Origin of the sequence: Streptomyces sp. NBC_00209 (assembly GCF_045206345.1) — a bacterium.
Lineage (GTDB): Bacteria > Actinomycetota > Actinomycetes > Streptomycetales > Streptomycetaceae > Streptomyces.
In genome coordinates this window covers 3,041,434-3,063,159 of record NZ_CP108121.1, presented here as the reverse complement: position 1 = coordinate 3,063,159, position 21,726 = coordinate 3,041,434, and the positions used below count along the sequence as shown (strand labels likewise).

The following is a 21,726-nucleotide window of genomic DNA, read 5'->3' as shown; positions in this document are numbered from 1 at the left end:
TCCCGTACGCCGTCCTTAGTATGCGCGGGCGCACGCCAACGGATCGGAGACGTACCGCACATGACCCCTCACCTTTCAGCGATCGGCTTCCACGCCACGGACCCGTCGGACCTGGCCCGCTTCTGGGCGGAGCTCCTGCGCTGGGAGCGGTCCGGTGACGGCACGGCCGTCGTTCCCCCGGACGGCAGGGGTTTCGCGCTCCGCTTCACGGAGAGCCGGACGCCCAAGACCCGGCAGAACCAGGCGCACTTCGACCTGACGAGCGCGACCCCGGAGGCCCAGCGGGAGACGGTGGCCCGGGCGCTGGAGCTCGGCGCCCGGCACATCGACATCGGCCAGACGCCGGAAGAGGGCCACATCGTCCTCGCCGACCCGGACGGCAACGAGTTCTGCGTCATCGAGGCCGGCAACAAGTTCCTGGCGGACACCGGGGTGATCGGCGCGGTCGCCTGCGACGGCACCCAGGCGGTCGGCTACTTCTGGAGCGCGGCCCTGGGCTGGCCGCTGGTCTGGGACCAGGACGAGGAGACGGCGGTCCAGTCCCCGGAGGGCGGCACGAAGCTCACCTGGGGCGGCCCGCCGGTCAACGCGAAGCCGGACGTGAACCGCCTGTACTTCGAGCTGACGCTCCCGCCGGACGCGGACGGCGAAACGGAGACCGCCCGCCTCGTCGAACTGGGCGCGCGGCGCGGACCGGACGGGGTGTTCCTGGACCCGGACGGCAATGAGTTCACGCTACGGAAGGCTGCGGAATGACCAGCAGGTTCACTGAGTTGAGCGTCGACTGCCACGACCCGGAGCGCCTTGCCGCGTTCTGGTGCGAGGTCCTGGGCTTCACGGTGCTCGACCGCCGGGAGGACATGGTCGAGATCAGCTCCTGGGACCCGACGGTGGAGGACATCCGGGCCCGCCAGATGCCGCCGACGGTGGTCTTCCAGCGGGTCCCGGAGACCAAGGCGGTCAAGAACCGCCTCCACCTGGACGTGAGCCCGGTCGACCGTTCCACGGAGGCGGAGGTGACCCGCCTCCTCGCCCTGGGCGCCACCCGCACGGACGTGGGCCAGGGCGAGGGCCGCAGCTGGGTGGTCATGGCGGATCCGGAGGGCAACGAGTTCTGCGTAGTACGCACGCTGGCACCGTAGTAACGCAGCTGTAACGGCCGTTTCCTAGCGTCCGATCGCGCGCCGGTTCGCGGTAACCCCTTTGTGGACCGGCGGAGTTCAGCGAGCGCGGTCACCCTCCGCGCCCAACTGCAAAGGAACACCCTCATGTTGCGACACAACGTCATGCGCGGAGTCCTGGTCGGCGCCACCCTGGCGGGCCTCAGCGCCTTCGGCTCGGGCGCGGCGACCGCGGCGACGGCCGACGCCACCCCGTGCCACATCGACGGGTACATCTGCATGACGACGAACGACATCTACGAGCCGACGGTGTACGTCGCCGACGGGAGCGACTACACGTTCCTGCGGCCCACCGAGGTCACCACCATCTCGAACGACACGTCGAAGCTGTACTGCGTCGACGCCGAGTACAACTTCACCCTGTCTCCGGGCCAGAGCATCACGGTGACGCACACGATCACCTCGATGGGACCGACCAGCGCGGGCTGCCTCTCCTGACCCACGCCCCCTGGCACCCCCTCCGTGCTCCGGCGCGAGGGGGCGCCCCGGGTTCAGCCGCCCCCCGGCAGCCCCAGCTTCCCCGCCCGCAGCCCCGCCTGGAAGCGGGACGCCGCCTGGAGCGTGACCATCAGGTCGGCCACGCGGCGGCGGTACGTGCGGAGGGAGAGGCCGAGGTGGCGGGCGGCCGAGTCGTCGGTGCGGCCCGTGCTCAGCGCTTCCAGGATGCGGCGGGAGTCCGGGGTCAGCTGCGGGGTGTCCGTGGCGAGGTACGCGTCGTAGTCCGCCGACCGGTCCCACATCGCGTCGAACAGCGAATGCACGCCGTCGATCATGTTCTTCGCGGTCGTCACGGAGTACTCGCGGCCGGAAGGCGCCTCGCGGCCCGCGAGGATCATGACCCGGCGGTCGATGATGATCGTCTCGTGCGGGAGCTCCGCGTCGGTGATGCGGACCTGGGCGCCGGCGTCCAGTACCAGCCGCAGGTGTGCGCGGGTCGCCTCGTCCGCCAGGGCCGCCGGGGTGAGCAGCTTCCGGGTCGTGAAATCGGGGCCCGGGGTCGTCCAGGTCTGCGGCCGGGGCCAGGTCGTCAGCGTACGGGCGGCGCACAGGAACTCGGTGCGGGCGGATTCGAGGAGGTGCCCGGCGCGTGTCAGCAGCTCAGCGTCGCCGTGGACCGAGAAGATCTGTTCGTTCCGCATACCGCCAGTCTGGCAGTACGGCTGGCAGTAACCTGCCACGCGCTGGGCCGTGCCCGGCCCTCCGGAGAGCATGAATCCATGACGACCACCACGTTCGCCCTCGGCGGCGACCTCACCGTCAACCGTCTCGGCTTCGGCGCGATGCGCCTGCCGATGAGCACGTTCGACGGCCCCACCCGCACCCCGGAGAACGGCATCGCGGTGCTCCGCCGGGCCGTCGAGCTGGGCGTGAACCACATCGACACCGCCGCGTTCTACGCCCGGGGCGACGTCCGCGCCAACGACCTCATCCGGGAGGCGCTCGCCCCCTACCCCGACGACCTGGTCATCGCGACGAAGGTCGGCCCGCTGCCGGGCCCCGACGGCCACCCGAGCGTCGAGGCGACCCCCGACCAGCTGCGCGCCCTGGTCGAGGCGGACCTGACCGCCCTCGGCGTCGACCGGCTCGACGTCGTCAACCTCCGGGTGGGCGGCATGAGCGGCCCCGGCGGCGAGTCCGTCGCCGAACGCTTCGCCGTCCTGGCCGCCCTCCGCGAGGAGGGCCTGATCCGCCACCTGGGCGTCAGCAACATCGACGCCGCCCAGCTCGCGGAGGCCCGCGCCATCGCCCCCGTGGTCTGCGTCCAGAACCCGTACGCGGACGACCTGGCCCTCCTCGCGGAGTGCGAGGCCGCCGGTATCGCGTACGTCCCGTTCTTCCTCCTCGGCGGCGGCCGCACCCCCCTGGACACGACCCGCCTCGACAAGGTCGCGACCCGCCTGGGCGCCACCACCACCCAGGTCCAGCTCGCCCTGCTCCTGACCACGTCCCCGTCCCTGCTCGCCATCCCCGGCACGGGAAACCTCGCCCACCTGGAGGAGAACATGGCCGCCCGCGACCTGATCCTCACGGAGGAGGACGTGGCGGAACTGCGGGGCTGACCGTCGGGATCAGACGAGCGCCCTCAGGGCTGCGGCGGACGAGACGAGACGGTTCCTGTCCAGGCGCTCGATCACGTCGGCGACCGTGCCCGGCGGATTCTTCCAGCTGTCGGCGATGCGCTGGATCTCTCCGTACACGATCTCCGGCGCCAGGTCGATCTGTGCTTCGAGGAACGCGTCCGGGTGGACGGCCTCGACGTCCCAGGGAGCCAAGGCTTCCGCGGGGAAGTCCTTGAGGTTGAACGTCACGATCACCTGGGCCTTGGCGCGGACCGCCGCAGCCAGCACATGGCGGTCGTCCTTGTCCGGCAGTTCCAGTATGTCGATCAGCGGTTCGTACCCCTTGACGAGGCAGTCCCGTACGGCCGCCTTCATCAGCCGCCGTGTCCTGGCCAGGGTTTCGGGGGCCAGGTCCGGGCGGTTGGCCCGCACGTTGCGGAACGTCTCGTCGAGGATGGTCTCCGTCCACTTCGCCTGTACGAGGCCGGCCCCCGCGACGCGGATGAGCACGTCGCGGAGGATGTTCGGGTAGAGCACATTGGCGTCGTACACGGCGACGAAGGCCATCGGCTACATCAGTCCCATCTCCTGGCCGAGCTGAGAGAGCTCGTCCGCCGCTTCACGGCGACGCCGGTCGTCGGCCTGCTTGTACTCCATGAGCGACGACGCCGTGATTCTGCGGTGCGTTCCGACCATGCGGCACTCGATCTCGCCTGCCTCCAGGAGGCCGATGAGGAAGGGCCGGGAGACGTTGAGGATGTCCGCCGCCTGCTGGGTGGTGAGCTCGGCTGTGCTGGGGACGATGGACACACCTCGGCCCGCCCCCAGGTGGGCGAGGAGGCCCGCGAGGAGCTCGACGGCTTCCCGGGGCAGGGTGAGCGGCTCGCGCTCGCTGTCGTCCAGGGGCTTGACGGCGATCTGGGCGAGATCGGGGTGCTCGGTGAGGTAGCCGCGGACGCGGGTGAGGGCCCGGTTCGCCGCGGCGGTCTTCTCGGGTGGGAGCTTCACGGGCCTGATGTCTGTCTTCGTCATGGTGCGCCCCTAAGTTTGCGTGGCGGGTGGGCGTCATTGACCGGCGATGCCTTCAGTATCCGCAATATTCGCAACATGCGCAATAAATGTACCGCGGGCGGCGCGGTCCGTTACCTCATAACAACGTCATGGTCCGGCGGCTCTTCGGATGCCGGACCTGCCACGGTCGCGTGCGGGCGCTCTCGACGCCGTCCGTCCTTCGGCGGCTGGATTTGTTCACCCGAAAGAGGCCACCCCCTACAGCCAGTCCGCCGCCTCCCCCAGCAGCGTCTCCAGCTCGTTCACCAGCCGCGCCGTATGGAACCCGTCCGCCGCCGCATGGTGCACCTGCACCGCCAGCGGCAACAGCACCCGGTCGCCCCGTGACACGTAGCGGCCCAGGGTGAAGATCGGGGCCAAGTGGTCGTAGCCGTCGCGGATGTTGAGGTTGAAGCCGGTGAAGGCGCGCCAGGGGAGGCTGGATACGTCGAAGGTGTTCGGTGGGGGCGGGCCCTGGGGGAAGAGGGAGGTCGCGCCCGCGTGCTCGGACAGCAGCGGGGCCGCCGCATCGTGGAATGCCCCGAAGTCCGCGTCATAGGGCGTCCACACGCACGCGAACGTCTCGCGGTCCGCGTTGAACACCGTGAACGCAGGGTGCTCCACCGGCCACACCGCCGGGTCGCCCGACTCCGTCAGACACAGCCGGAACTCCTCGTGCCGGTTCACCACCGTGGCCAGCGCCCACACCTGCGCCACGTACGACTTGCGCGGCGAGCGCCGCAGCGCGGCCGTGAAGGCGGTGACGTCGACCTCCACCGTCATCGAGTACGTGCACGGCACCCGGCGTCGGTAGTGTGCGAAGTGCTCCCGGCGCGGCCAGGTGTCCAGGTCGATCGGGGTCGGCACGTCCATCCGGGCATCATCGCAGCCGCCCGGCCGCCCGCCCCACCGGTTTTCGCGGGGCGCGCTTGCCTTGGAGTGCACTCCAACCCCTACCGTCCACCGCATGAGCACCGAACAGCAGAACGACCGGTACGAGCGTGGTTACGCGGCCCTCAGCGAGGTCGCGAACGGCGCCCAGGACGCCGTCATCGACGGCCTCGCCGACATCGCCCCGCACATGGGCCGCTACATCGTGGAGTTCGGCTTCGGCGACATCTACACCCGGCCCGGACTCACCCGCCGCCAGCGCCAGTTGAGCACCGTCGCGGCCCTCGCCGCGATGGGCAACGCCGCGCCGCAGCTCCGCTTCCACATCGGCGGCGCGCTCAACGTCGGCTGCACGCGCGAGGAGATCGTGGAGGTGCTGATCCACGTCTGCGTGTACGCCGGCTTCCCCGCCGCCCTCAACGGCCTCACCGCCGCCCGCGAGGTCTTCGACTCCCGCCCCGACGACGCCCCGTTCGTCCCCGCCTCCGACGCCCCGGGCGGCGACCGGCTCGCACGCGGTCAGCAGGCCCTCGCCGACATCGACGGGCACGCGGGCCAGCAGGTCATCGACTCCCTCAAGGACATCGCGCCCGACCTCGCCCGCTACGTGCTGGAATTCTCCTTCGGCGACGTGTACTCCCGCACGGGCCTCGACCTCCCGACCCGCGAACTCGTCACCGTCGCCCTGTGCACCGCCCTCGGCACGGTCGGCCCGCAGCTCCGCGTACACCTCCACGGCCTGCTCAACGTGGGCGGCACGCGGGAGGAGGCCGTGGAGGTCATCACGCAGATGGCCGGTTACGCCGGTTTCCCGGCCGCGCTGAACGGGCTCACGGCGGCGCGCGAGGTGTTCGCGGCCCGGGACGAGTGACGCCTGCATGGAAACTCCCGGCTACGGAAACAACCCGTATAGCGAGTCGCACAACGTCTCCGAGACCAGCGCCACCTACTGACCGGGGGGTCATCGCATGCGCTCCAAGGTTCTGGCAGCTACTGCTGGATCAGCCATCGTTGTCGGCGCATTGGTGACGTTACTGGTGGTTCAGGCCCACGGGGACGATCATCAGTCGGCTCGATCCTCGGTGACCATCTCCCACGGTGATCAACTGCTGCCCAGTGACACACTCACGGATTGGGTCACCTACGGTGATCACCTCGTGGTCGCGACGGTGACCGGTCAGCGTGAACTCGCCCCGACGCCGGAAGAGACCGAGGCGGGCGAGGGCTATATCCCCCGCGTGATCACTCTGCGGATCGACAAGGTGCTGTGGTCGCGGAACGAAGCGTCGAACGCGCCGTCAACCTTCGAGACGGACATCGACGGTTGGCAGTTCCACGGTGACCGGCGCGACGCCGTCCGCATGGAGGGCGAACCCATGCTGGAGGTGGGCAAGCAGTACGTTCTGCCCATCCTCTACTTGAGCGAGACCAAGACGGTGCAGAATGCCGGCTGGTCGACGCTGAGCCCGAATTCCATCATTCCCTACCAGGAGGGAATCCTGGGCAAGGGCGACGTCATCCCGAGTGTGCGGCAGGCGGACGGCGACACCAAGCCGGCCGACGCGCGTGGGCCGTTCTTCGGCAAGGAGCCCGGAGAACTGGTCTCAGCGCTCAAGTCGACGCCACCTGATCCCGCTGTCGCGGACGCGATGAAGCTGCCTCCCGACGAGCGCGCCAGGCGCGCCCACAAGTAGGAGGGCAACGGCCCCGGACCATGGGCCGGGGCGCGCTGCGCCGCGTTACGCGGCGGTGTGGCGGATGAACGTGTCCCAGGCGTCGGGGGAGACGGCGAGGGCCGGGACGGTGATGTCCTTGGAGTCGCGGATGTGGACGGTGTGGGGGCAGGTGGCGACCTCTACGCAGTCACCGCCGTTCGTGCCGCTGTAGCTGGACTTTGACCAGGAGAGCGCGACCTCTACGCAGTCGCCGCCGTTCTGGCCGCTGTAGCTGCTCTTGAACCACTTCAAGTCAGTACTCATAGTCCTTCACCATCTGCTTGATCAACTCGCGCGACTCACCCAGCCCGTGAGCCTGGGAGCGCAGCATCCCATACGTGGCGAACAAGCTGCCCAGTTGGGGCTCTTCGCTGATAAGGAAGTTCCGACCCTGCACTTCCAAGTACGCCAGTCGGCGCCGGTCCTCGGTCTCCAGGAGGACGAAGGGGCCGCTGAGGCTGACGTGCGTTTCGCTCATGGGCGGCATCACCTGGATGTGCACGTTGCGCAGCTCACTGATGTCAAGAAGGTGCTGGAGCTGTGCCCGGTGCACGTCCCGCCCGCCGATCGGGCGTGTGAGCGCGCTTATCTCAACGACGAAGCTGATGTCCGACGGTGGCTTGCGGGTCAGCAAGGTCTGCCGGGCTAGACGTCCGGCGACCAGCTTCTCGATCTCGTCGTCGTCAAGCGGCGGATACGCCCCCCGGTACAGCGCACGCGCGTGGGCCTCGGTCTGTAGCAGCCCGGGCATGACGCTGGACTCGTACTGATACCGCGCCACGCACTTGGCTTCTTCCTCGGCGACCGGCGCGAACCAAGAAGCCAGGTGGCTGAACTTCAGCTTTAGCGCCGCTGCGATCAGCGCACCGTTCGCACCCGTGGTCGCGTCAGCCTTCGGGACGAAGTCCCCCTTCGGGGGCCGGTGTCCCCGCTCCACCATCGCCACCTGCGACTTGGAATAGCCGATCCTGAGCCCCAACGCCTCCTGGGACAGGTTGGCCAGCTCGCGGTAGTGCCGTAACAGCCCCCCGAACATCGCAGCGTTGCCGTCACCAGTACTACTGGAGTGCACAGCCCCACCTCCAAGTTCACAAGAGTGCACAGACTGCCTGTGTCTCTGGTCACGTTAAGTGCGGGCGCCGACGCTTACCGTATGGAACCGAAAAATTCACCGAACCTGGTGCCCAACTGGATCCCCACCAGCGGTCACGCCCTGCGTCACGCGGGCATCCACTTCGACGCGATCCGGATCTCCGGCGTGCTGGGCGAGCAAGTCTCTTACGAGATCATGCAGTTCACGGATTTCCAGGCCGGTCCGATCATCCGCTCGCGGATCGGGATGCGGAGCATGTACTTCCTGGTCGAGGCCGGCACGGCGAGTGCGTACCGCTGGCCGGCGGGCGTGGACGCGCTCGTGCGCAAGGGCTCGGACTTCGTGGGCGTGCCCGCGCTACGTGGGCTGACGTATCCGCTGGACTGGCGTTCGGAGCCGACCGCCGAGGATCCGTTCGTGGATACAGCACTTCTGTTCGAGCTGGTAACCAAGGTGGTGTCGGACGGAATTTCTGCTGTACGGTGACGGCGTCGTTACGCTCCGTGCGCGCCGCGCACGGGGCGACCCCCGGGGGGTGCTCGCAACACCCGGTCCGAGGGCCTTCACCCCTGATGGATTCAAGAGGTCCACCGAAGATGCTTTGGCATGCTATCTCGCCCTCCCGCGCCTATGTGAAGGCTGCACATGATGTCGTGCGTCATTCGAATCTGAGCAGTGACGCAAAGGTTCTGATCATGTATGTGCAGGGTTTGCCCGAGTCCCGCGCGAGCGAGGCGCTGAGCGATCACGCGAAGAGGATCGGGATCAAGGGCCGGGCGTATCAGCGGGCCAAGTCCCAGCTGAAGGAGGCCGGTTACGTCCATGAGTGGCGGTGGCAGGGCCAGGGCGGGCTGTGGATGACGGATCAGCTGTTCTCCAACGTGCCGCTCACGGACGAGGAGGCGCGGGGGCTCAGGGGCGCGAAAGCGCAGGCCAAACCGGCTGATCGGTCACCGGCGGGCGGTCGAGCGGCTACTCGGTCGGTCGGCACTTCCCAACCAGAGGTTGAAGAAGAACGTGAGGAGAACACTCCCCACCCACCCACCGAAGCGCCTGCGGCCGAGTCGCCGGAGCCGGTCGCGGCGGCCGACCCGGAAGTCGCTGAGGCGGAACGCGTGTTGCTCTCGCTGCGGCACGCGAACCCGCAACTGCACCTCGGCGTACGCGAGGCGCGCGGCCTGTCCGGGATGGCGGCGGACTGGCTGCGGCGGGGCGTGAGGGCGTCGGAGCTGCGGCAGGCGCTGGTGAACTCCCTCCCGGCGGAAGGAGTGCGGTCGGCCTACGGCTTCGTACGCCACCGCCTCGTACAGAAGCTGCCGGAGGCACCCCCGCCGGTCGCGCCGGTGGCGACGGTCAGGCCGCCTGTGACCTGCGAGGGGGGCGGGCCGGAGCATGTCTTCCGGCCCGGGGCGGACGAGACGCTGTGCGGCCCCTGCGCCCAGCGGGTGGCCGAAGAAGCGCACTTCGCGAAGTACCCACCGCGCCCGCAGCCCTGGCGGGAACGGGTCGCGACGATCCTGGCCGTGGACGCCGCAGCGACGTGAGGCGCACGTCCGTTCGTGGTGTGGCGGTCTTTGCCGTAGGTGTGGCGGGGCGGGGACAGTGGTGGCTCGGGGGCCGGTTCGGACTGAGGAGGACCCGTGGTGGATACCGTGGTGGAGCTTTGGGACGGCGTACGAGCGGTGCGCGACCCCGCGCGGGTGCGTGCGCAACTCATGGCGGCCGGGCGGACGTTGTTCGCGGTGTACGGCTACGCGCACACGTCCGTCGAGGATCTGTGCGCGGAGGCGCAGGTGGAGGTCCGGGACTTCCACCGCGAGTTCGCCTCGCGCGAGGCGCTGCTCACCGACCTGTACGACGAGGTCGCGATGGCCGGGATGCAGGCCGCGCAGGCGGAGCTGGCGGCGGAGGGCATGGAGACCTGCCCGACCGAGGAGCGGGTGCGCAGGCTCTTCGAGGCGTACGTCCGGTCCGTGACGCGGGACCCGCAGGCGGCCCGGGTCGCCTTCGTGGAGGTGCTGGGCGTGAGCCGGGCGATGGAGGAGCACCTCACGATGTGGCGCGCGGTGTGGGTGGAGTTCCTGACGGCGGAGTCCGAACGGGCCCGGACCCGGGGGCACGGGGTGGACGGCGACCTCGCGGTCGTGGTGAAGGTGCTGACCCGGTCCGTGGACGAGCTGCTCGCCCACCATGGGCGGCGGCCCCGGCAGGTGCCGTCGTCGTGGCTGACCAGCGAGTTCACGCGCCTGTCGATGGCGATGATCGGTCCGGCGAAGGGTTCCGTTTGACAAGCTGCCTTGCCGGGTCGGCGAATGGAACCATGGCAGACCCGATGGGTGACGAGGACCTGGCCGCCGTCCTGACGGGCGTCGGCCCCCGACTGCGGGCGCTGCGCACCGAGCGCGGGACGACGCTGACGCAGCTGAGCGAGACGACGGGCATCTCGCTCAGCACGCTTTCCCGCCTGGAGTCGGGCGGCCGCAAACCGACGCTTGAGCTCCTGCTGCCCCTGGCGAAGGCGTACGGCGTCCAGCTGGACGAACTGGTCGGCGCGCCGGACACGGGGGACCCTCGGGTGACCTTCCGCCCCTTCAAACGCCACGGGATGACCTTCGTCCCGCTGACCCGGCATCTGGGCGGCGTGAACGCGTACAAGCAGGTCATGCCGGGCGCGACGGGCCCGTCCGGGCCGGTCGAGCAACGGGTGCACGAGGGCTACGAGTGGCTGTACGTCCTGTCGGGGCGGCTGCGGCTGGTCCTGGGGGACCACGACCTGGTCCTCACGGCGGGAGAGGCGGCCGAGTTCGACACCCACACCCCGCACTGGTGGGGGGCGGCGGGACCGGACCCGGTGGAGTTCCTGAGCCTGTTCGGACCCCAGGGGGAGCGGATGCACGTACGGGCGAAGCCGACGGAGCGTGGGTGAGGGGGCGGGGTCGCGCGTGTAGAGCGTGAGGCGGCGGGCGGTGAAGGTGATGCCGAGGCCGTCGAGCGCGACGATCCTGGCGGACCGGCGGAATGGCGAACGGGCCCGGATGCGGAAGCCCGTCCCCTCGAACTCGCCCTGGACCCCGGCTTCCAGGCGCTTGCGGCCTATGTACTCCTCCGCGTCTTGGGCCAGGGGTCGGAGCGGTCATCTCGTGCACATTCACACGCCCGCATGTCAGACTTGCACCATGACGTCCCACGCGCTGCACCTCACCGCCGCGGTCACCCACGAGGGCGAGTGGTACGTGGCCCGCTGCCTCCAGGTCGAGGTAACCAGCCAGGGCCAGAGCATCGAAGAAGCGCTGACCAACCTCCGCGAGGCGCTGGAGCTGTACTTCGAGGACGCGCCGGCTCCCGAGGTGACCGACGTGATCACCGCTCCCGTCGAGGTCCGCGTCGCGTGAGCCCGGTCGTGCCGACGGGGCTCTCCGGGTCCGAGATCGCCAAGGCGCTGGAACGCGCGGGGTTCGATCACGTGTCCACACGCGGCAGCCATGCCAAGTACCGCAAGGTCGACCGTACGGTGATCGTTCCGTTGCACCGCTCCCTCGCACCCGGAACGGTCCGCTCCCTCCTGCGTCAGGCCGACTGGACCGTTGACGACCTCAGCAGGTTCCTGAAATAGCCGCTGGCGCGCCCGCGTACCGCCCGCCCACCCCCCACGCCTCGTGCATCGCGTTCGCGAAGGCCGCTGCCAGGTGGTGTTCGCCTGGGGGGTTGGGGTGGGTGCCGTCGTACGTGGAGGTGTGGATGTCGTACGCCGGGGGGTGGGACGCCAGGAGGAGGGGGGAGCCCGGGGCATCCAGGTCCGCCACCGCCTTCGCCAGGAGGGTGTTGAAGTGCGCGCACTCCGCCGCGAACGGGGCGTCCGTCTCCGCGCGGATGTTCGGGATCACCGGGAGCAGCACCACGCGGATGTGCGGGTTCGCCTCGCGGGCCGAGGCCAGGAAGGCGCGGGCGTTCTCCGCCGTCTGCGCGCTGTCCGTGTAGAAGCCGAGGTCTATCAGGCCGAGGGAGACCAGGAGGACGTCCGGGCGGTGTGCGGTCACCGCGTCCGCTATCAGCGGGGCCATGTGGAGCCAGCCCTCGCCCCAGCCCGCGAGGTGGCGGCGGGCGGGCGGCGGGAAGGCGTCGGCGGCGTACGCGGAGGACGACGCCGTGCCCGTATCCGCGTCGTACAGGCCCGTGCGCGGGCCCACCAACTCGTGGGGGCCGTCCGGTGCCGCCTCCAGGTGCTGCCACATGCGGTAGCGCCACGTGAAGTCGCCGGCGCGCCCGATGGTCATGGAATCGCCGACACACATGAAACGCATGGCGTCATCATGGCGGATCCTGGCTACGCGCCGGTAGGTGACGATGGACACTTGTGCCATGCGCTCGTACCGACTGACCTCCGCCCTCGGCGCCGCCGTGCTCCTCGCCCTCGGTGCGGCCCCCGCGCTCGCCGACGAAGGGGCCGACCGGAGCTTCACGATCGAGGACCCCCGGATCACCGAGTCCAGCGGTCTCGCCGCGAGCCACCTCCACCCGGGCATCTACTGGACGCACAACGACAGCGACGACGGTCCGTACGTCTTCGCGGTCGATTCCCGTACGGGCAAGACCGTCGCGACCCTCACCATGAAGGGCGTCGGCGCCCCCCGCGACGTCGAGGCCATCTCGATCGGGCCGGACGGGAACGTCTACGTCGGCGACATCGGCGACAACCTCGACGGCAGCTGGGACCACGTCTGGATCTACCGCTTCCCCGAGCCCAAGACCCTCAAGAACGCGACCGTCCGGGCCACCCAGTTCGACGTGAAGTACGCCGACGGGCCGCGCAACGCGGAGGCGCTGATGGTCCACCCGAAGACCGGGCGCGTCTACATCGCCTCGAAGAACGAGGACGGCGGCGGCCTGTACGAGGGGCCCGCGAAGCTCACGGCCGGGGCCGACAACGTCTTCCGGCGGGTAGGCGAGGTCCCCTGGGTGACGGACGGCGCGTTCTCGCCGGACGGCAAGGAGCTCGTCCTGCGCTCCTACTTCAGCGCCCGCGGCTACGCCTTCGCGCACGGCCGCCTCGGCAAGGACTACGACGTCGAGTCGCCGCTGCTCCCGCAGTCCGAGTCCGTGACGTACACGGCGGACGGCTCCGCCCTGATGTACGGCTCCGAGGGCGAGCGGAGCAGTGTCGTGCGGGTGGACCTGAAGAAGGACGGCGACGGCGGCGGTGGCGGGACCGCGCACCGGGGCGGTGGGGCGAAGGACACGGCCGACGGAAACGGCATGCCGGTGAAGGGCAGCACGCTGACCGGCGGTGTCGTGCTCGCCTCCCTCGCGCTGGTGCTGTTCGTCGTCAGCCGGCGCCGCAAGGGCTGACCGCTCACGGCTCCATCGGCCGGATCTCGTAATGCAGGGTCCGGTCCCGCTTCAGCCGGTGGGTCAGCGGGACCAGGACCCCCTGCGTCGCCGGGTACTTGCGGGACAGCATCCGGGAGGCGTGCGTGTTCTCCTTCGAGCCCGCCGGGAGGAGGCGCGCATGGGCCTCGACCTGCGGGCCCGTGGGGTGGCCGCGCACGGTGCACGGGCCGATCCGCACCACCGGGTGGTTGCGCATGCGTTCCACCTTCCATGCCGAGGAGAACGTCCGGATGTAGGCGTGGTCGCCCTCGACCGCGATGTGCACCGGGGTGTCGGCGTGCGTCCCGTCCTGCCGCCGCGTGCTCAGCAGGACGGTGTACTGCTTCACGAAGGGCTTGAGCTGCGGGACCGTATCCATGTCTCCATGGTCCGCCAGTGCGGGCCGGAGCTCATCCGGGCAGCGGACGCGCCACCGCCGATTCGCGTAAGGTCCCCGGACCATGAGCCCCCGCACCCCCGAGCCCTTCACCACGCCCCGCCTGGACGCGCTGCCCCTGCGGGTGGAGTACGCGGACGCGATGGCCGCCGTCCTGGCCGACCCGGCCCTGCACACCTTCACCGGAGGCGAGCCGGAGACCGCCGAGGCCCTGTGGGCGCGGTACGCACGGCAGACCGCCGGGTCGCCGGACCCGGACGAGCTGTGGTGGAACTGGGTGCTGCGGGCCGGGAACGCCCTCGTGGGCTACGTGCAGGCGACGGTACGCGACGACCGCGCCGAGATCGCGTGGGTCGTCGGGACCGACTGGCAGGGGCGGGGGTACGCCCGCGAGGCGGCCGGGGGCCTGGTCGCCCATCTCCGGGAGACGGGCGTGCGGACCGTGATCGCCCACATCCACCCCGAACACGGCGCCTCCGCAGCCGTGGCCGCGGGGGCGGGCCTGGCCCGGACGGGGGAGTGGGAGGACGGCGAGGAGCGGTGGGGGCTGGGCGTCTAGCGCCTCAGGCGTCCGGCGTACGGGGCTTGGCGCGGCCCGCCTGGATCAGTTCGGCGACGTCGAGGCTCACCTCGGCGCCGATCGATGCGGGCAGCGGTGCCTGCTGGCCGGGGGCGTACACCTCGTGGCGGTCGTACGAGCCGCCCAGCGGTTCCGTGAGGACGTGGACGCGGTCGTGCTTCCGGTCGAGGATCACGTAGACGGGGATCTTCGCCTCGGCGTACGCGGCGACCTTGTGCCGCAGGTCGCTGGCGTAGTTGCTGGAGGTGACCTCCAGGACCAGGCGGAAGACGGCGGGGTCGTAACTGTTGTTCTTGATCAGGTGTTCGGCGTAGTCCGCGTCCACCAGGGCGAGATCGGGGATCGCGAAGTCCGCGGGGCCGCCCGGCAGCCACAGGCCGATGCCCTGGAGGACTCTCGATTCCGTGCTGTGCAGACCTGCGGCGATGAACGGGATCGAGAGCGTGGTCAGCGCGTCTGCGTGCGGGCCGTCCGGGGGTGGAGCCACGGTGATGATGCCTCCGATGATCTCGACGCGATGGCCGGGATTCTGCTCGGCGAGCCGTTCGGCTGTGACGAGCAGGGGCTCCGGTCCATCGTCACAGGGGTGCTCGACTGCTGCTGCAGACATTGCGGGCCTCCTGGAATGGCTGGTGTCGAGACCATCATCGTAGGGCGGAACGGCCCCAGACCGTGTTTCTGGCATATGCCACACGGTCGAGTGAAGCAGAAACGGCCCTGCACACCTCGCGGTGCGCAGGGCCGTTCCGGACGCGTACGGGCTACAGCTTCTCGATCACGTAGTCGATGCAGGCCGTCAGGGCCTGGACGTCCGTCGGGTCGATCGCCGGGAACATCGCCACGCGGAGCTGGTTGCGGCCGAGCTTGCGGTACGGCTCGGTGTCCACGATGCCGTTGGCGCGGAGGGCCTTGGCGACGGCGGTGGCGTCGATCTCGTCCGCGAAGTCGATCGTGCCGATGACCTGGGAGCGCTTGGCCGGGTCGGTGACGAACGGGGTCGCGTACTTGGACTCCTCGGCCCAGCCGTAGAGGTGGCCGGAGGAGGCGGCCGTGCGGCCGGTCGTGAAGTCCAGGCCGCCCTGGGTGTTCATCCACGTCAGCTGCTCGTTCAGCAGGAAGAGCGTGGCGAGCGCCGGGGTGTTGTACGTCTGGTTCTTCAGCGAGTTGTCGATCGCCGTGGGCAGCGAGAAGAACTCCGGGATGTGCCGGCCCGAGGCGTGGATACGGGCCGCGCGCTCCAGGGCGGCCGGCGAGAAGACGCCGATCCACAGGCCGCCGTCGGAGGCGAAGGACTTCTGCGGGGCGAAGTAGTAGACGTCCGTCTCGGCGATGTCGACCGGGAGGCCGCCCGCGCCGGAGGTGGCGTCCACCAGGACGAGGGAGCCCTCGTCGGCGCCCGCGACGCGCTTGACGGGCGCCGCGACACCGGTGGAGGTCTCGTTGTGCGTGAAGGCGTAGACGTCGACGCCCGCCTCGGCCTTCGGGTCCGGGTGCGTGCCCGGGTCGGAGGCGATGACGGTCGGGTCCGCCAGCCACGGGGCCAGCTTGGCGGCCTTCGCGAACTTCGAGGAGAACTCACCGAAGTTGAGGTGCTGGGACCTGGACTCGATCAGACCGTGCGTCGCGATGTCCCAGAAGGCGGTGGAGCCGCCGTTGCCCAGGATCACCTCGTATCCCTCGGGGAGGGAGAAGAGGTCGCGTACGCCCTCGCGCACCGCGCCGACCAGGTTCTTCACCGGTGCCTGGCGGTGGGACGTACCGAGCAGAGACGTGCCGGTGGCGGCCAGCGCGTCGAGCGCCTCGGTCCGCACCTTGGAGGGACCGGCGCCGAAGCGCCCGTCTGCGGGCTTGATGTCAGCGGGAATCTGGATGTCGGCCACGAGTCGGAGCGTAGCCGCTCGGTGCGGCGGGCTGCGCACCCTGTCCGTCCGATGAGACAGGGATTCCGACTCGTGGTCCTCGGAGGAACCTCCGTACGTTCTTCCGCGCGTACGGTGTCAGCGCAGCGTGACCGGGAGTTCGTACAGGTCGTTCTGCGTGACGATCGGCTTGTTGCGCAGCTCGGACGCCGGGACCGCCAGGGACAGCTCCGGGAAGCGGGCGTACAGCGCGGGCAGCGCCACCGACGCTTCCAGGCGGGACAGCGCGGCGCCCGGGCAGACGTGCGGGCCGTGCCCGAAGGAGATGTGGCGGTTCGGGGAGCGGGTCACGTCGAACTCCGTGGCCGACTCCCCCCACTGGCCCTCGTCGTGCGCGATGGCCGCGAAGGAGGTCATGACACCCTCGCCCTTCGGCAGCACCCGGTCGCCCACCTCGATGTCCTCCGACGCGAACCGGATCAGGATGTGCGAGGTCGGCGCCGACCAGCGCAGGGTCTCCTCGATGACCCCGTCCCAGCCCACCTCGCCGGCCAGCACCGCCCGCCGCTGCTCGGGGTGGGTCTCCAGCGCGACCACCGCGTTCACGATGAGGCTGATCGTCGTCTCGTGGCCCGCCGCGATGATCAGCTTCAGGGTGTTGAGGATCTCGTCGTCGGTGAGGTGGTCCCCGTCCTCGGACGCCAGGAGCAGCGCCCCGGTCAGGTCGTCGCCGGGGGACTCCTTCTTCTCGGCCAGGATGCGCGAGAACAGGGTGTGGATATCCGCCATCATCTGCGGCACCTCGGCGCGGGGCGTCAGGTTGGAGAAGAACTTGTCGAACAGTTCCTTCATCCGGGGCAGGTCCGCCGAGTCGATGCCCATCAGCTCCCGGATGACGTTCATCGGCAGCGGGTAGGCGAACTCCGCCTTCAGATCCACCGTTTGGCCCGCCGTGTGCTCCTCCAGGCGGTCCAGGAGCACCTTCGTCCGCGCCTCGATGCCCTCGCGCAGCCGCTCCACCCGGCGCACCGTGAGCGCCTGCGCGACCAGGCCGCGCAGCCGGCGGTGTTCGGCGCCGTCGGCGGTGAGCATGGTGCGGCCCGGGTTGACGAGGCCGATGAGCGGCCAGTCGAGCGGGATCTCGCCGCGCTGCCAGGCGCCCCACACGTTGATGTCCTTGACCAGGCGGCTGTCGGTGAGCAGCGCCTTCGCCTCGGCGTAGTGCGTGACGGTGTAGACGGGCACCCCGCCCGGAAGCTCGACCCGGGCGAGCGGTCCCGCCGCGTGCAGCCGCGCGCTCTCGCCCGCGAGATCGGTGACGAAGGGGTCCAGGACGATGCGGTCGGTGGCTTCTTCGGCGGGCGCGGTCATCTGGGGCCTCCAAGGGCCGGAGTGGGCGTGAAGGTCACGGGCAGGTCGGTCAGTCCGCGCAGCCAGGGGGAGGGGCGCCGGGTGAGCCGGTCGGCGGGGACGGCGAGGTCGACGTCGGGCAGCCGGTCGAGGATGACCTCGATGGCCGTACGGGCGATGACCTCGGCGGTCTCCTGCGCCGGGAACGGGCAGCGGTGCTCGCCGTGGCTGAAGGAGAAGAACGCGTTGTTGCCGCCGGTGAGCGTGGAGCCGTCCGTACGGACCTGGGGGTCGGCGTTGGCTCCGGCGAGGGAGAGGACGAGCAGGTCCCCGGCCTTGATGTGGCGGCCGCCGAGGTGCGTGTCGCGGGCGGCCCAGCGGCCTGCGATGTTCTGGCTGGGGGTGTCCTCCCACAGCACCTCGTTCATGGCCTCGGCGACGCTGTGCCGGCCGCCGGAGAGCGAGGCGGCGAAGCGGTCGTCGGTGAGCATCAGCCGCAGGGAGTTGCCGATCCAGTCGGCGGTCGGCTGGTGCCCGGCCGCCATCATCACCATGAGGTCCCGGGCCACGTCCTCGTCCGTGAACCCGGCGGTGTTGGCGAGCATCCGGGAGGCGATGTCGTCGCCGGGTGCCGTCCGCCGCTCGGCCAGCAGCGCGTACACGGAGCCGGCGATGTGCCGCTGGCCGGCCTGCGCGGTGGGCCCCCCGTTGATCATGTCGTTCATCGCGGTGACGAGGGCGGGGCCCGTGTCGTCCGGGAAGCCGAAGAGCTTCGCCACGACCCGTACGGGGAGCAGCATCGCGTACTCGGCGATCAGGTCCGTCGAGCCGGCCGCGCAGAACGCGTCGATCAGTTCGTCGGCGAACTCCTCGGTGCCCCTCTTGAGCTCGAAGGGGTTCATGGCCTCCAGGGCCTCGCAGATCACGGCCGAGCGGCGGCTGTGGCGCTCGCCGACCGTGTAGAGGATCGACGGCTGGGTCCGGCTGATCATCGGCATCAGCGGCCAGTCCTCGGGGATCGCGTCCCACTGGTTCCACAGCTGCGAGTCGCGGGTGAAGAGCGCGGAGTCCCCGGTGACCTGGTGCAGCTCGCGGTAGCCGAGGACGAGCCAGGCCGGGACGTCACCGGGCAGCACGATCGGGGCGACCGGCCCGTGGTCGCGGCGCAGCTCCCGGTAGAGCGCCGCCGGTTCGCCCTGGAAGCGGGGTCCGGACAGCGGCACGGCACCGGCCGCGTGGGGGCACTCGGTCACGGGGTGGGCTCCGGGGTCAGGGCGGGGGCGTCCTCGGCGGGCGCGGGGGTGTCCCCCGTACGGGCCGCCGAGAGCCGGTGCAGGTGCTCGACCAGGGTGATCAGCACGTACTTGCTGGAGGACCGGTCGCGCGCGTCGCACTCCACGAGCGGGACGTCCGGGGAGATGTCGAGCGCCTCCCGGATCTGCTGCTCGGTGTGGAGCGGGCCGCCGAAGTCGTTGCAGGCGACGATGAACGGCGTGCCGTGGTGCTCAAGCCGGTCGATCGCGTACCAGGAATCGGCCAGGCGCCGGGTGTCCACGAGGACGACGGCGCCCAGGGTGCCGGAGAACAGCCGGTCCCACAGGAACCAGAAGCGCTCCTGGCCGGGCGCGCCGAACAGGTAGAGCACCGAGCGTTCGTCCAAGCTGATCCGGCCGAAGTCGAAGGCGACCGTGGTGGACGTCTTGGACCCGACGCCGTCGAGGTGGTCGACCGCCTCGCCCGCGCGGGTCATCGTCTCCTCCGTGTTGAGCGGACGGATCTCGCTCACGGATCGGACCATGGTGGTCTTGCCGACCCCGAAGCCGCCGACCACGACTATCTTCAGTCCGTTGTCGGCCGTCGCTCTCAGGGCGGCGCGGTCAGAGGTTGCGGAGTCCAACGAGCACCTGTTCCAGGATGTCGGGGGCGGGGAGCCCGTCCGATACGCGTGCGGTACGCGGATGGCGGGCGCTGATCCGGCCGGTGTCGAGCAGATCGCAGAGCAGGATGCGCACGATGCTGACGGGCAGGTCGAGGTCGGCGGCGATCTCCACGACGGCGGTGGGCCGTTCGCACATCCGGAGGATCGCCACGTGCTCCGACTGCATGCCGGGGGCCGGCTCGCACTCGGCGACGACCAGGGTGACCAGGTCGAAGGCGGCGGAGTCGGACCGGGTGCGGCCGCCCGTCAGGGTGTACAGCCGGTCCGGCGCGTCGTCCCTGCCGGGGCGGGGGCGGGGGGTCATACGGCCGTGCCCCGGGCGGCGGCGACCGCGTCGACGGGATCGCGCGGCGGGGCGATCAGGTGCTCGCCCAGCTGCTCGACCAGCTCGCTCATGTTGTGGCCGACGAGGCCCACGTCGGCGCTGTCGGCGGCGACGACCGCGAGGTGGGCGCCGGCGCCCGCCTCCACGATGAAGAGGATGCCGCCGTAGAACTCGGCCATGGCGGAGCGGACGCCGCCGCTGCCGTTGCCGAACTCCACGGACGCGCCGTGGGACAGGCTCTGGATGCCGGCGGAGATCGCGGCGAGCTGGTCGGCCTGGTCGACGGAGAGTTCGGGCGTACGGCACAGCTTGAGGCCGTCCCTCGACAGCACGAGGGCGTGCCGGGCGCCGGGGGTCCGTTCGAGGAGCCCCTCCAGCAGCCAGTTGAGCTTCTCGTCGGTGGTCGCGGTCATCGGGAGCTGTCCTCCGGGGGTGGGGAGTCGGGCCGTACTGCGTTGCGGAAGCTGCTGAAGCGGGCCGCCCGGGCCTTCGGGTCGGGTGCGTCGTCCTTCGTGCCGGTCTCCCGGGCGGGCCCGGAGGCGGTGGCCCTGGCCTCGGCGGCGGCCAGGGTGCGCCCGCGCGAGCGCTTGGGCAGGCCGCTGTCGCCGAACTTCGGGAGGTTGCCGGTGGTCTCCGAGGCGGAGTCGGAGCGCAGGGGCTCCTGGGCGGGCGGCCGGGCGGCGGGGTCCGTCCCCAGGGTGTGGACGGGCTCGGGCTCGGTCTCGGCGGGGGCGGGCGCGGGTTCCGGGGCGGTCCGGGGCGCGGTGGCGCGGGTGACGATCTCCTGCGGGAGCATCATCAGCGCGCCGGTGCCGCCGCGCGCGGAGGGCCGGAAGGAGACGGTCAGCCCGTGCTTGCGGGCCAGCCGGCCGACGACGGCGAGCCCGAGGCGGGTGCCGGTCAGGCCGGTGAGGTCGGCGTCGGCGGCGGTGACCGCGCGCTCCGCCCGGCGCAGCTGCACGTCGCTCATGACGAGGCCGCTGTCCTCGACGGTGACGACGATCCCGGCCGGGACCTCCTCCACGTACACATGGACCTCGGCGGTGGGCGGCGAGAAGTTCGCGGCGTTGTCGAGGAGCTCGGCGAGGGCGTGCATGACGCCCTCGGCGGCGTGGCCGGCGACGGCGACGTCGCTGGTGGAGTGGAGCCGGACGCGCTGGTAGCCGCTGACCCGGCCCATGGCGCCGCGCAGTACGGACTCCATGACGATGGGCTTGGCCCAGCGCCGTCCGGAGCGGGCGCCGGTGAGCACGGCGATGGAGTCGGCGAGGCGGCCGGCCTGGGCGGTGCGGTGGTCGAGGTGGAGGAGGTCGGCGAGGACGTCCTCGGAGGTGTGCCGGTGCTCCATCTCACGGAGGTCGGCGAGCATGCTCGTGGCCAGGGCCTGCATCCGGCCGGCCGCGTTGGCGCAGGCGGTGAGGGCCGCGGAGCGCTCGGTCTCGGCGCGCGAGGCGCGGGCCTTCAGCCGGGCGTTCTCGGCGGTGAGGCGGGAGGTGCCGGCCTCGGCCTCCTCCTTGGCCCTCGCCGTCTCGGCGGCGGCGGCCGCCCTGAGGCGGGCGTTCTCCGCGGTGAACCGCTGGGCGTCGGCGGCGGAGGCCGAGACCATGCGGGAGACCTCCGCCGTGAACCGGCCGCTTTCGGCGGCGTGCGTCTCGCGGAGGCGGCGCACCGTGGCCCGGGCGTGGACGGCGGTGGTGACGGCCGCCACGAGGAGCAGGGCGGCCCCGCCGGAGCCCCAGGCCACCGCGGTCCTGGCCGATTCGGGAGCGGCGAAGGTCGCCCACACGCTCAGGGCTGCGGTGAAGGCCACCGCGACCAGAAGGGCCAGTGCGGTCGGCCGGGTAGAGGGGCGCAAAGCGGAGTCCTTGGGGCGGACGGCGGTGGACGGGGAGCGATTCGGACGACTGTGACGCGAGAGA

30 protein-coding genes are annotated in these 21,726 nt (G+C 70.7%); 14 read left to right on the top strand and 16 right to left on the bottom strand.

What is annotated here, in order from left to right; translation table 11 throughout:
• Positions 1 to 60 precede the first annotated feature (60 nt).
• The 3 genes from OG867_RS13700 (at position 61) to OG867_RS13690 (ending at position 1,619) form a co-directional block, all read left to right on the top strand.
• Positions 61 to 756: a VOC family protein gene (locus OG867_RS13700; protein ID WP_406285423.1), complete on the top strand. Its 696-nt coding sequence runs from the start codon at positions 61 to 63 to the stop codon at positions 754 to 756.
• Complete coding sequence (locus tag OG867_RS13695) at positions 753 to 1,142, top strand: VOC family protein (RefSeq protein WP_328901522.1); 390 nt, start codon at positions 753 to 755, stop codon at positions 1,140 to 1,142. Before OG867_RS13700 ends, OG867_RS13695 begins: the two co-directional genes overlap by 4 nt.
• 126 nt (positions 1,143 to 1,268) lie before the next feature.
• Complete coding sequence (locus OG867_RS13690) at positions 1,269 to 1,619, top strand: hypothetical protein (RefSeq protein ID WP_406285421.1); 351 nt, start codon at positions 1,269 to 1,271, stop codon at positions 1,617 to 1,619.
• A 53-nt stretch (positions 1,620 to 1,672) separates the two neighbouring features.
• On the opposite strand, the gene OG867_RS13685 is transcribed toward OG867_RS13690, so the two are convergent.
• A complete protein-coding gene (locus OG867_RS13685) occupies positions 1,673 to 2,320 on the bottom strand; it encodes a DNA-binding response regulator (RefSeq protein ID WP_406285419.1) in 648 nt (215 codons plus the stop codon).
• Positions 2,321 to 2,398: 78 nt separating this feature from the next.
• Between OG867_RS13685 and OG867_RS13680 the strand changes: the two genes are divergently transcribed.
• Positions 2,399 to 3,241 carry an oxidoreductase gene (locus tag OG867_RS13680; protein WP_406285417.1) on the top strand — a complete coding sequence of 281 codons (843 nt, stop codon included), beginning with the start codon at positions 2,399 to 2,401 and terminating at the stop codon, positions 3,239 to 3,241.
• Between the two features lie 9 nt (positions 3,242 to 3,250).
• Here the strand turns inward: OG867_RS13680 and OG867_RS13675 are convergent, their stop codons facing one another.
• The 3 genes from OG867_RS13675 to catA all read right to left on the bottom strand — a co-directional run bounded on the left by OG867_RS13675 (position 3,251) and on the right by catA (position 5,164).
• Positions 3,251 to 3,808, bottom strand: a complete 558-nt coding sequence (locus OG867_RS13675) for a PIN domain-containing protein (protein WP_406285414.1) — start codon at positions 3,806 to 3,808, stop codon at positions 3,251 to 3,253.
• A gap of 3 nt (positions 3,809 to 3,811) precedes the next feature.
• Complete coding sequence (locus tag OG867_RS13670) at positions 3,812 to 4,273, bottom strand: helix-turn-helix domain-containing protein (protein WP_328901529.1); 462 nt, start codon at positions 4,271 to 4,273, stop codon at positions 3,812 to 3,814.
• Between the two features lie 237 nt (positions 4,274 to 4,510).
• Positions 4,511 to 5,164, bottom strand: coding sequence for a type A chloramphenicol O-acetyltransferase (gene catA / locus OG867_RS13665; RefSeq protein WP_406285411.1), 654 nt, complete (start codon positions 5,162 to 5,164; stop codon positions 4,511 to 4,513).
• Between the two features lie 94 nt (positions 5,165 to 5,258).
• On the opposite strand from catA, the gene OG867_RS13660 reads away from it, so the two are divergent.
• A complete protein-coding gene (locus tag OG867_RS13660; RefSeq protein WP_406285409.1) occupies positions 5,259 to 6,053 on the top strand; it encodes a carboxymuconolactone decarboxylase family protein in 795 nt (264 codons plus the stop codon).
• Between the two features lie 97 nt (positions 6,054 to 6,150).
• On the top strand, positions 6,151 to 6,876 hold the full coding sequence (locus OG867_RS13655) for a hypothetical protein (protein WP_406285407.1): 726 nt from the start codon (positions 6,151 to 6,153) through the stop codon (positions 6,874 to 6,876).
• 45 nt (positions 6,877 to 6,921) lie between these two features.
• On the opposite strand, the gene OG867_RS13650 is transcribed toward OG867_RS13655, so the two are convergent.
• The gene (locus OG867_RS13650; RefSeq protein ID WP_406285405.1) at positions 6,922 to 7,161 is read right to left on the bottom strand and encodes a DUF397 domain-containing protein; all 240 of its coding nucleotides are present in this window, start codon (positions 7,159 to 7,161) and stop codon (positions 6,922 to 6,924) included.
• On the bottom strand, positions 7,151 to 7,933 hold the full coding sequence (locus OG867_RS13645; RefSeq protein WP_328904405.1) for a helix-turn-helix transcriptional regulator: 783 nt from the start codon (positions 7,931 to 7,933) through the stop codon (positions 7,151 to 7,153). Before OG867_RS13645 ends, OG867_RS13650 begins: the two co-directional genes overlap by 11 nt.
• Positions 7,934 to 8,050: 117 nt before the next feature.
• On the opposite strand from OG867_RS13645, the gene OG867_RS13640 reads away from it, so the two are divergent.
• From OG867_RS13640 to OG867_RS13615, 6 genes are all read left to right on the top strand, one after another.
• Entirely contained in the window at positions 8,051 to 8,476 is a 426-nt protein-coding gene (locus OG867_RS13640; RefSeq protein WP_406285403.1) for a hypothetical protein, read from the top strand.
• A gap of 110 nt (positions 8,477 to 8,586) precedes the next feature.
• On the top strand, positions 8,587 to 9,534 hold the full coding sequence (locus OG867_RS13635; RefSeq protein ID WP_406285400.1) for a hypothetical protein: 948 nt from the start codon (positions 8,587 to 8,589) through the stop codon (positions 9,532 to 9,534).
• 96 nt (positions 9,535 to 9,630) lie between these two features.
• Positions 9,631 to 10,278, top strand: coding sequence for a TetR/AcrR family transcriptional regulator (locus OG867_RS13630; protein ID WP_328901535.1), 648 nt, complete (start codon positions 9,631 to 9,633; stop codon positions 10,276 to 10,278).
• A 44-nt stretch (positions 10,279 to 10,322) separates the two neighbouring features.
• Positions 10,323 to 10,916 (top strand): helix-turn-helix transcriptional regulator, encoded by a 594-nt coding sequence (locus OG867_RS13625; RefSeq protein WP_328904407.1) that lies wholly within the window; start codon positions 10,323 to 10,325, stop codon positions 10,914 to 10,916.
• A 250-nt stretch (positions 10,917 to 11,166) separates the two neighbouring features.
• Positions 11,167 to 11,382, top strand: coding sequence for a type II toxin-antitoxin system HicB family antitoxin (locus OG867_RS13620; RefSeq protein ID WP_406285398.1), 216 nt, complete (start codon positions 11,167 to 11,169; stop codon positions 11,380 to 11,382).
• Positions 11,379 to 11,603 (top strand): type II toxin-antitoxin system HicA family toxin, encoded by a 225-nt coding sequence (locus OG867_RS13615; RefSeq protein WP_406285396.1) that lies wholly within the window; start codon positions 11,379 to 11,381, stop codon positions 11,601 to 11,603. The genes OG867_RS13620 and OG867_RS13615 overlap by 4 nt, the downstream gene beginning before the upstream one ends.
• Here the strand turns inward: OG867_RS13615 and OG867_RS13610 are convergent.
• A complete protein-coding gene (locus OG867_RS13610; protein ID WP_406285394.1) occupies positions 11,584 to 12,291 on the bottom strand; it encodes a GDSL-type esterase/lipase family protein in 708 nt (235 codons plus the stop codon). The two genes, OG867_RS13615 and OG867_RS13610, sit on opposite strands and share 20 nt — an antisense overlap.
• A 58-nt stretch (positions 12,292 to 12,349) precedes the next feature.
• Between OG867_RS13610 and OG867_RS13605 the strand changes: the two genes are divergently transcribed.
• Positions 12,350 to 13,336 (top strand): WD40 repeat domain-containing protein, encoded by a 987-nt coding sequence (locus OG867_RS13605; RefSeq protein WP_406285392.1) that lies wholly within the window; start codon positions 12,350 to 12,352, stop codon positions 13,334 to 13,336.
• A gap of 4 nt (positions 13,337 to 13,340) precedes the next feature.
• Here the strand turns inward: OG867_RS13605 and OG867_RS13600 are convergent, their stop codons facing one another.
• Positions 13,341 to 13,736: a PPOX class F420-dependent oxidoreductase gene (locus tag OG867_RS13600; protein ID WP_328901538.1), complete on the bottom strand. Its 396-nt coding sequence runs from the start codon at positions 13,734 to 13,736 to the stop codon at positions 13,341 to 13,343.
• Positions 13,737 to 13,818: 82 nt separating this feature from the next.
• On the opposite strand from OG867_RS13600, the gene OG867_RS13595 reads away from it, so the two are divergent.
• Positions 13,819 to 14,313 (top strand): GNAT family N-acetyltransferase, encoded by a 495-nt coding sequence (locus tag OG867_RS13595; RefSeq protein WP_406285388.1) that lies wholly within the window; start codon positions 13,819 to 13,821, stop codon positions 14,311 to 14,313.
• A 4-nt stretch (positions 14,314 to 14,317) separates the two neighbouring features.
• Here the strand turns inward: OG867_RS13595 and OG867_RS13590 are convergent, their stop codons facing one another.
• The 8 genes from OG867_RS13590 to OG867_RS13555 form a co-directional block, all read right to left on the bottom strand.
• On the bottom strand, positions 14,318 to 14,944 hold the full coding sequence (locus tag OG867_RS13590; protein WP_406285385.1) for a Uma2 family endonuclease: 627 nt from the start codon (positions 14,942 to 14,944) through the stop codon (positions 14,318 to 14,320).
• A 151-nt stretch (positions 14,945 to 15,095) separates the two neighbouring features.
• Positions 15,096 to 16,214 (bottom strand): phosphoserine transaminase, encoded by a 1,119-nt coding sequence (gene serC, locus OG867_RS13585; protein WP_328901541.1) that lies wholly within the window; start codon positions 16,212 to 16,214, stop codon positions 15,096 to 15,098.
• A 117-nt stretch (positions 16,215 to 16,331) separates the two neighbouring features.
• On the bottom strand, positions 16,332 to 17,564 hold the full coding sequence (locus tag OG867_RS13580; RefSeq protein WP_328901542.1) for a cytochrome P450: 1,233 nt from the start codon (positions 17,562 to 17,564) through the stop codon (positions 16,332 to 16,334).
• Entirely contained in the window at positions 17,561 to 18,796 is a 1,236-nt protein-coding gene (locus OG867_RS13575; protein ID WP_328901543.1) for a cytochrome P450, read from the bottom strand. The genes OG867_RS13580 and OG867_RS13575 overlap by 4 nt, the downstream gene beginning before the upstream one ends.
• Positions 18,793 to 19,440 carry a GTP-binding protein gene (locus OG867_RS13570; RefSeq protein WP_406285381.1) on the bottom strand — a complete coding sequence of 216 codons (648 nt, stop codon included), beginning with the start codon at positions 19,438 to 19,440 and terminating at the stop codon, positions 18,793 to 18,795. Before OG867_RS13570 ends, OG867_RS13575 begins: the two co-directional genes overlap by 4 nt.
• A complete protein-coding gene (locus OG867_RS13565; RefSeq protein ID WP_406285379.1) occupies positions 19,421 to 19,786 on the bottom strand; it encodes a DUF742 domain-containing protein in 366 nt (121 codons plus the stop codon). Before OG867_RS13565 ends, OG867_RS13570 begins: the two co-directional genes overlap by 20 nt.
• Positions 19,783 to 20,220, bottom strand: coding sequence for a roadblock/LC7 domain-containing protein (locus OG867_RS13560; protein WP_328901546.1), 438 nt, complete (start codon positions 20,218 to 20,220; stop codon positions 19,783 to 19,785). The genes OG867_RS13565 and OG867_RS13560 overlap by 4 nt, the downstream gene beginning before the upstream one ends.
• On the bottom strand, positions 20,217 to 21,662 hold the full coding sequence (locus OG867_RS13555) for a sensor histidine kinase (protein ID WP_406285376.1): 1,446 nt from the start codon (positions 21,660 to 21,662) through the stop codon (positions 20,217 to 20,219). Before OG867_RS13555 ends, OG867_RS13560 begins: the two co-directional genes overlap by 4 nt.
• Positions 21,663 to 21,726 lie beyond the last annotated feature (64 nt).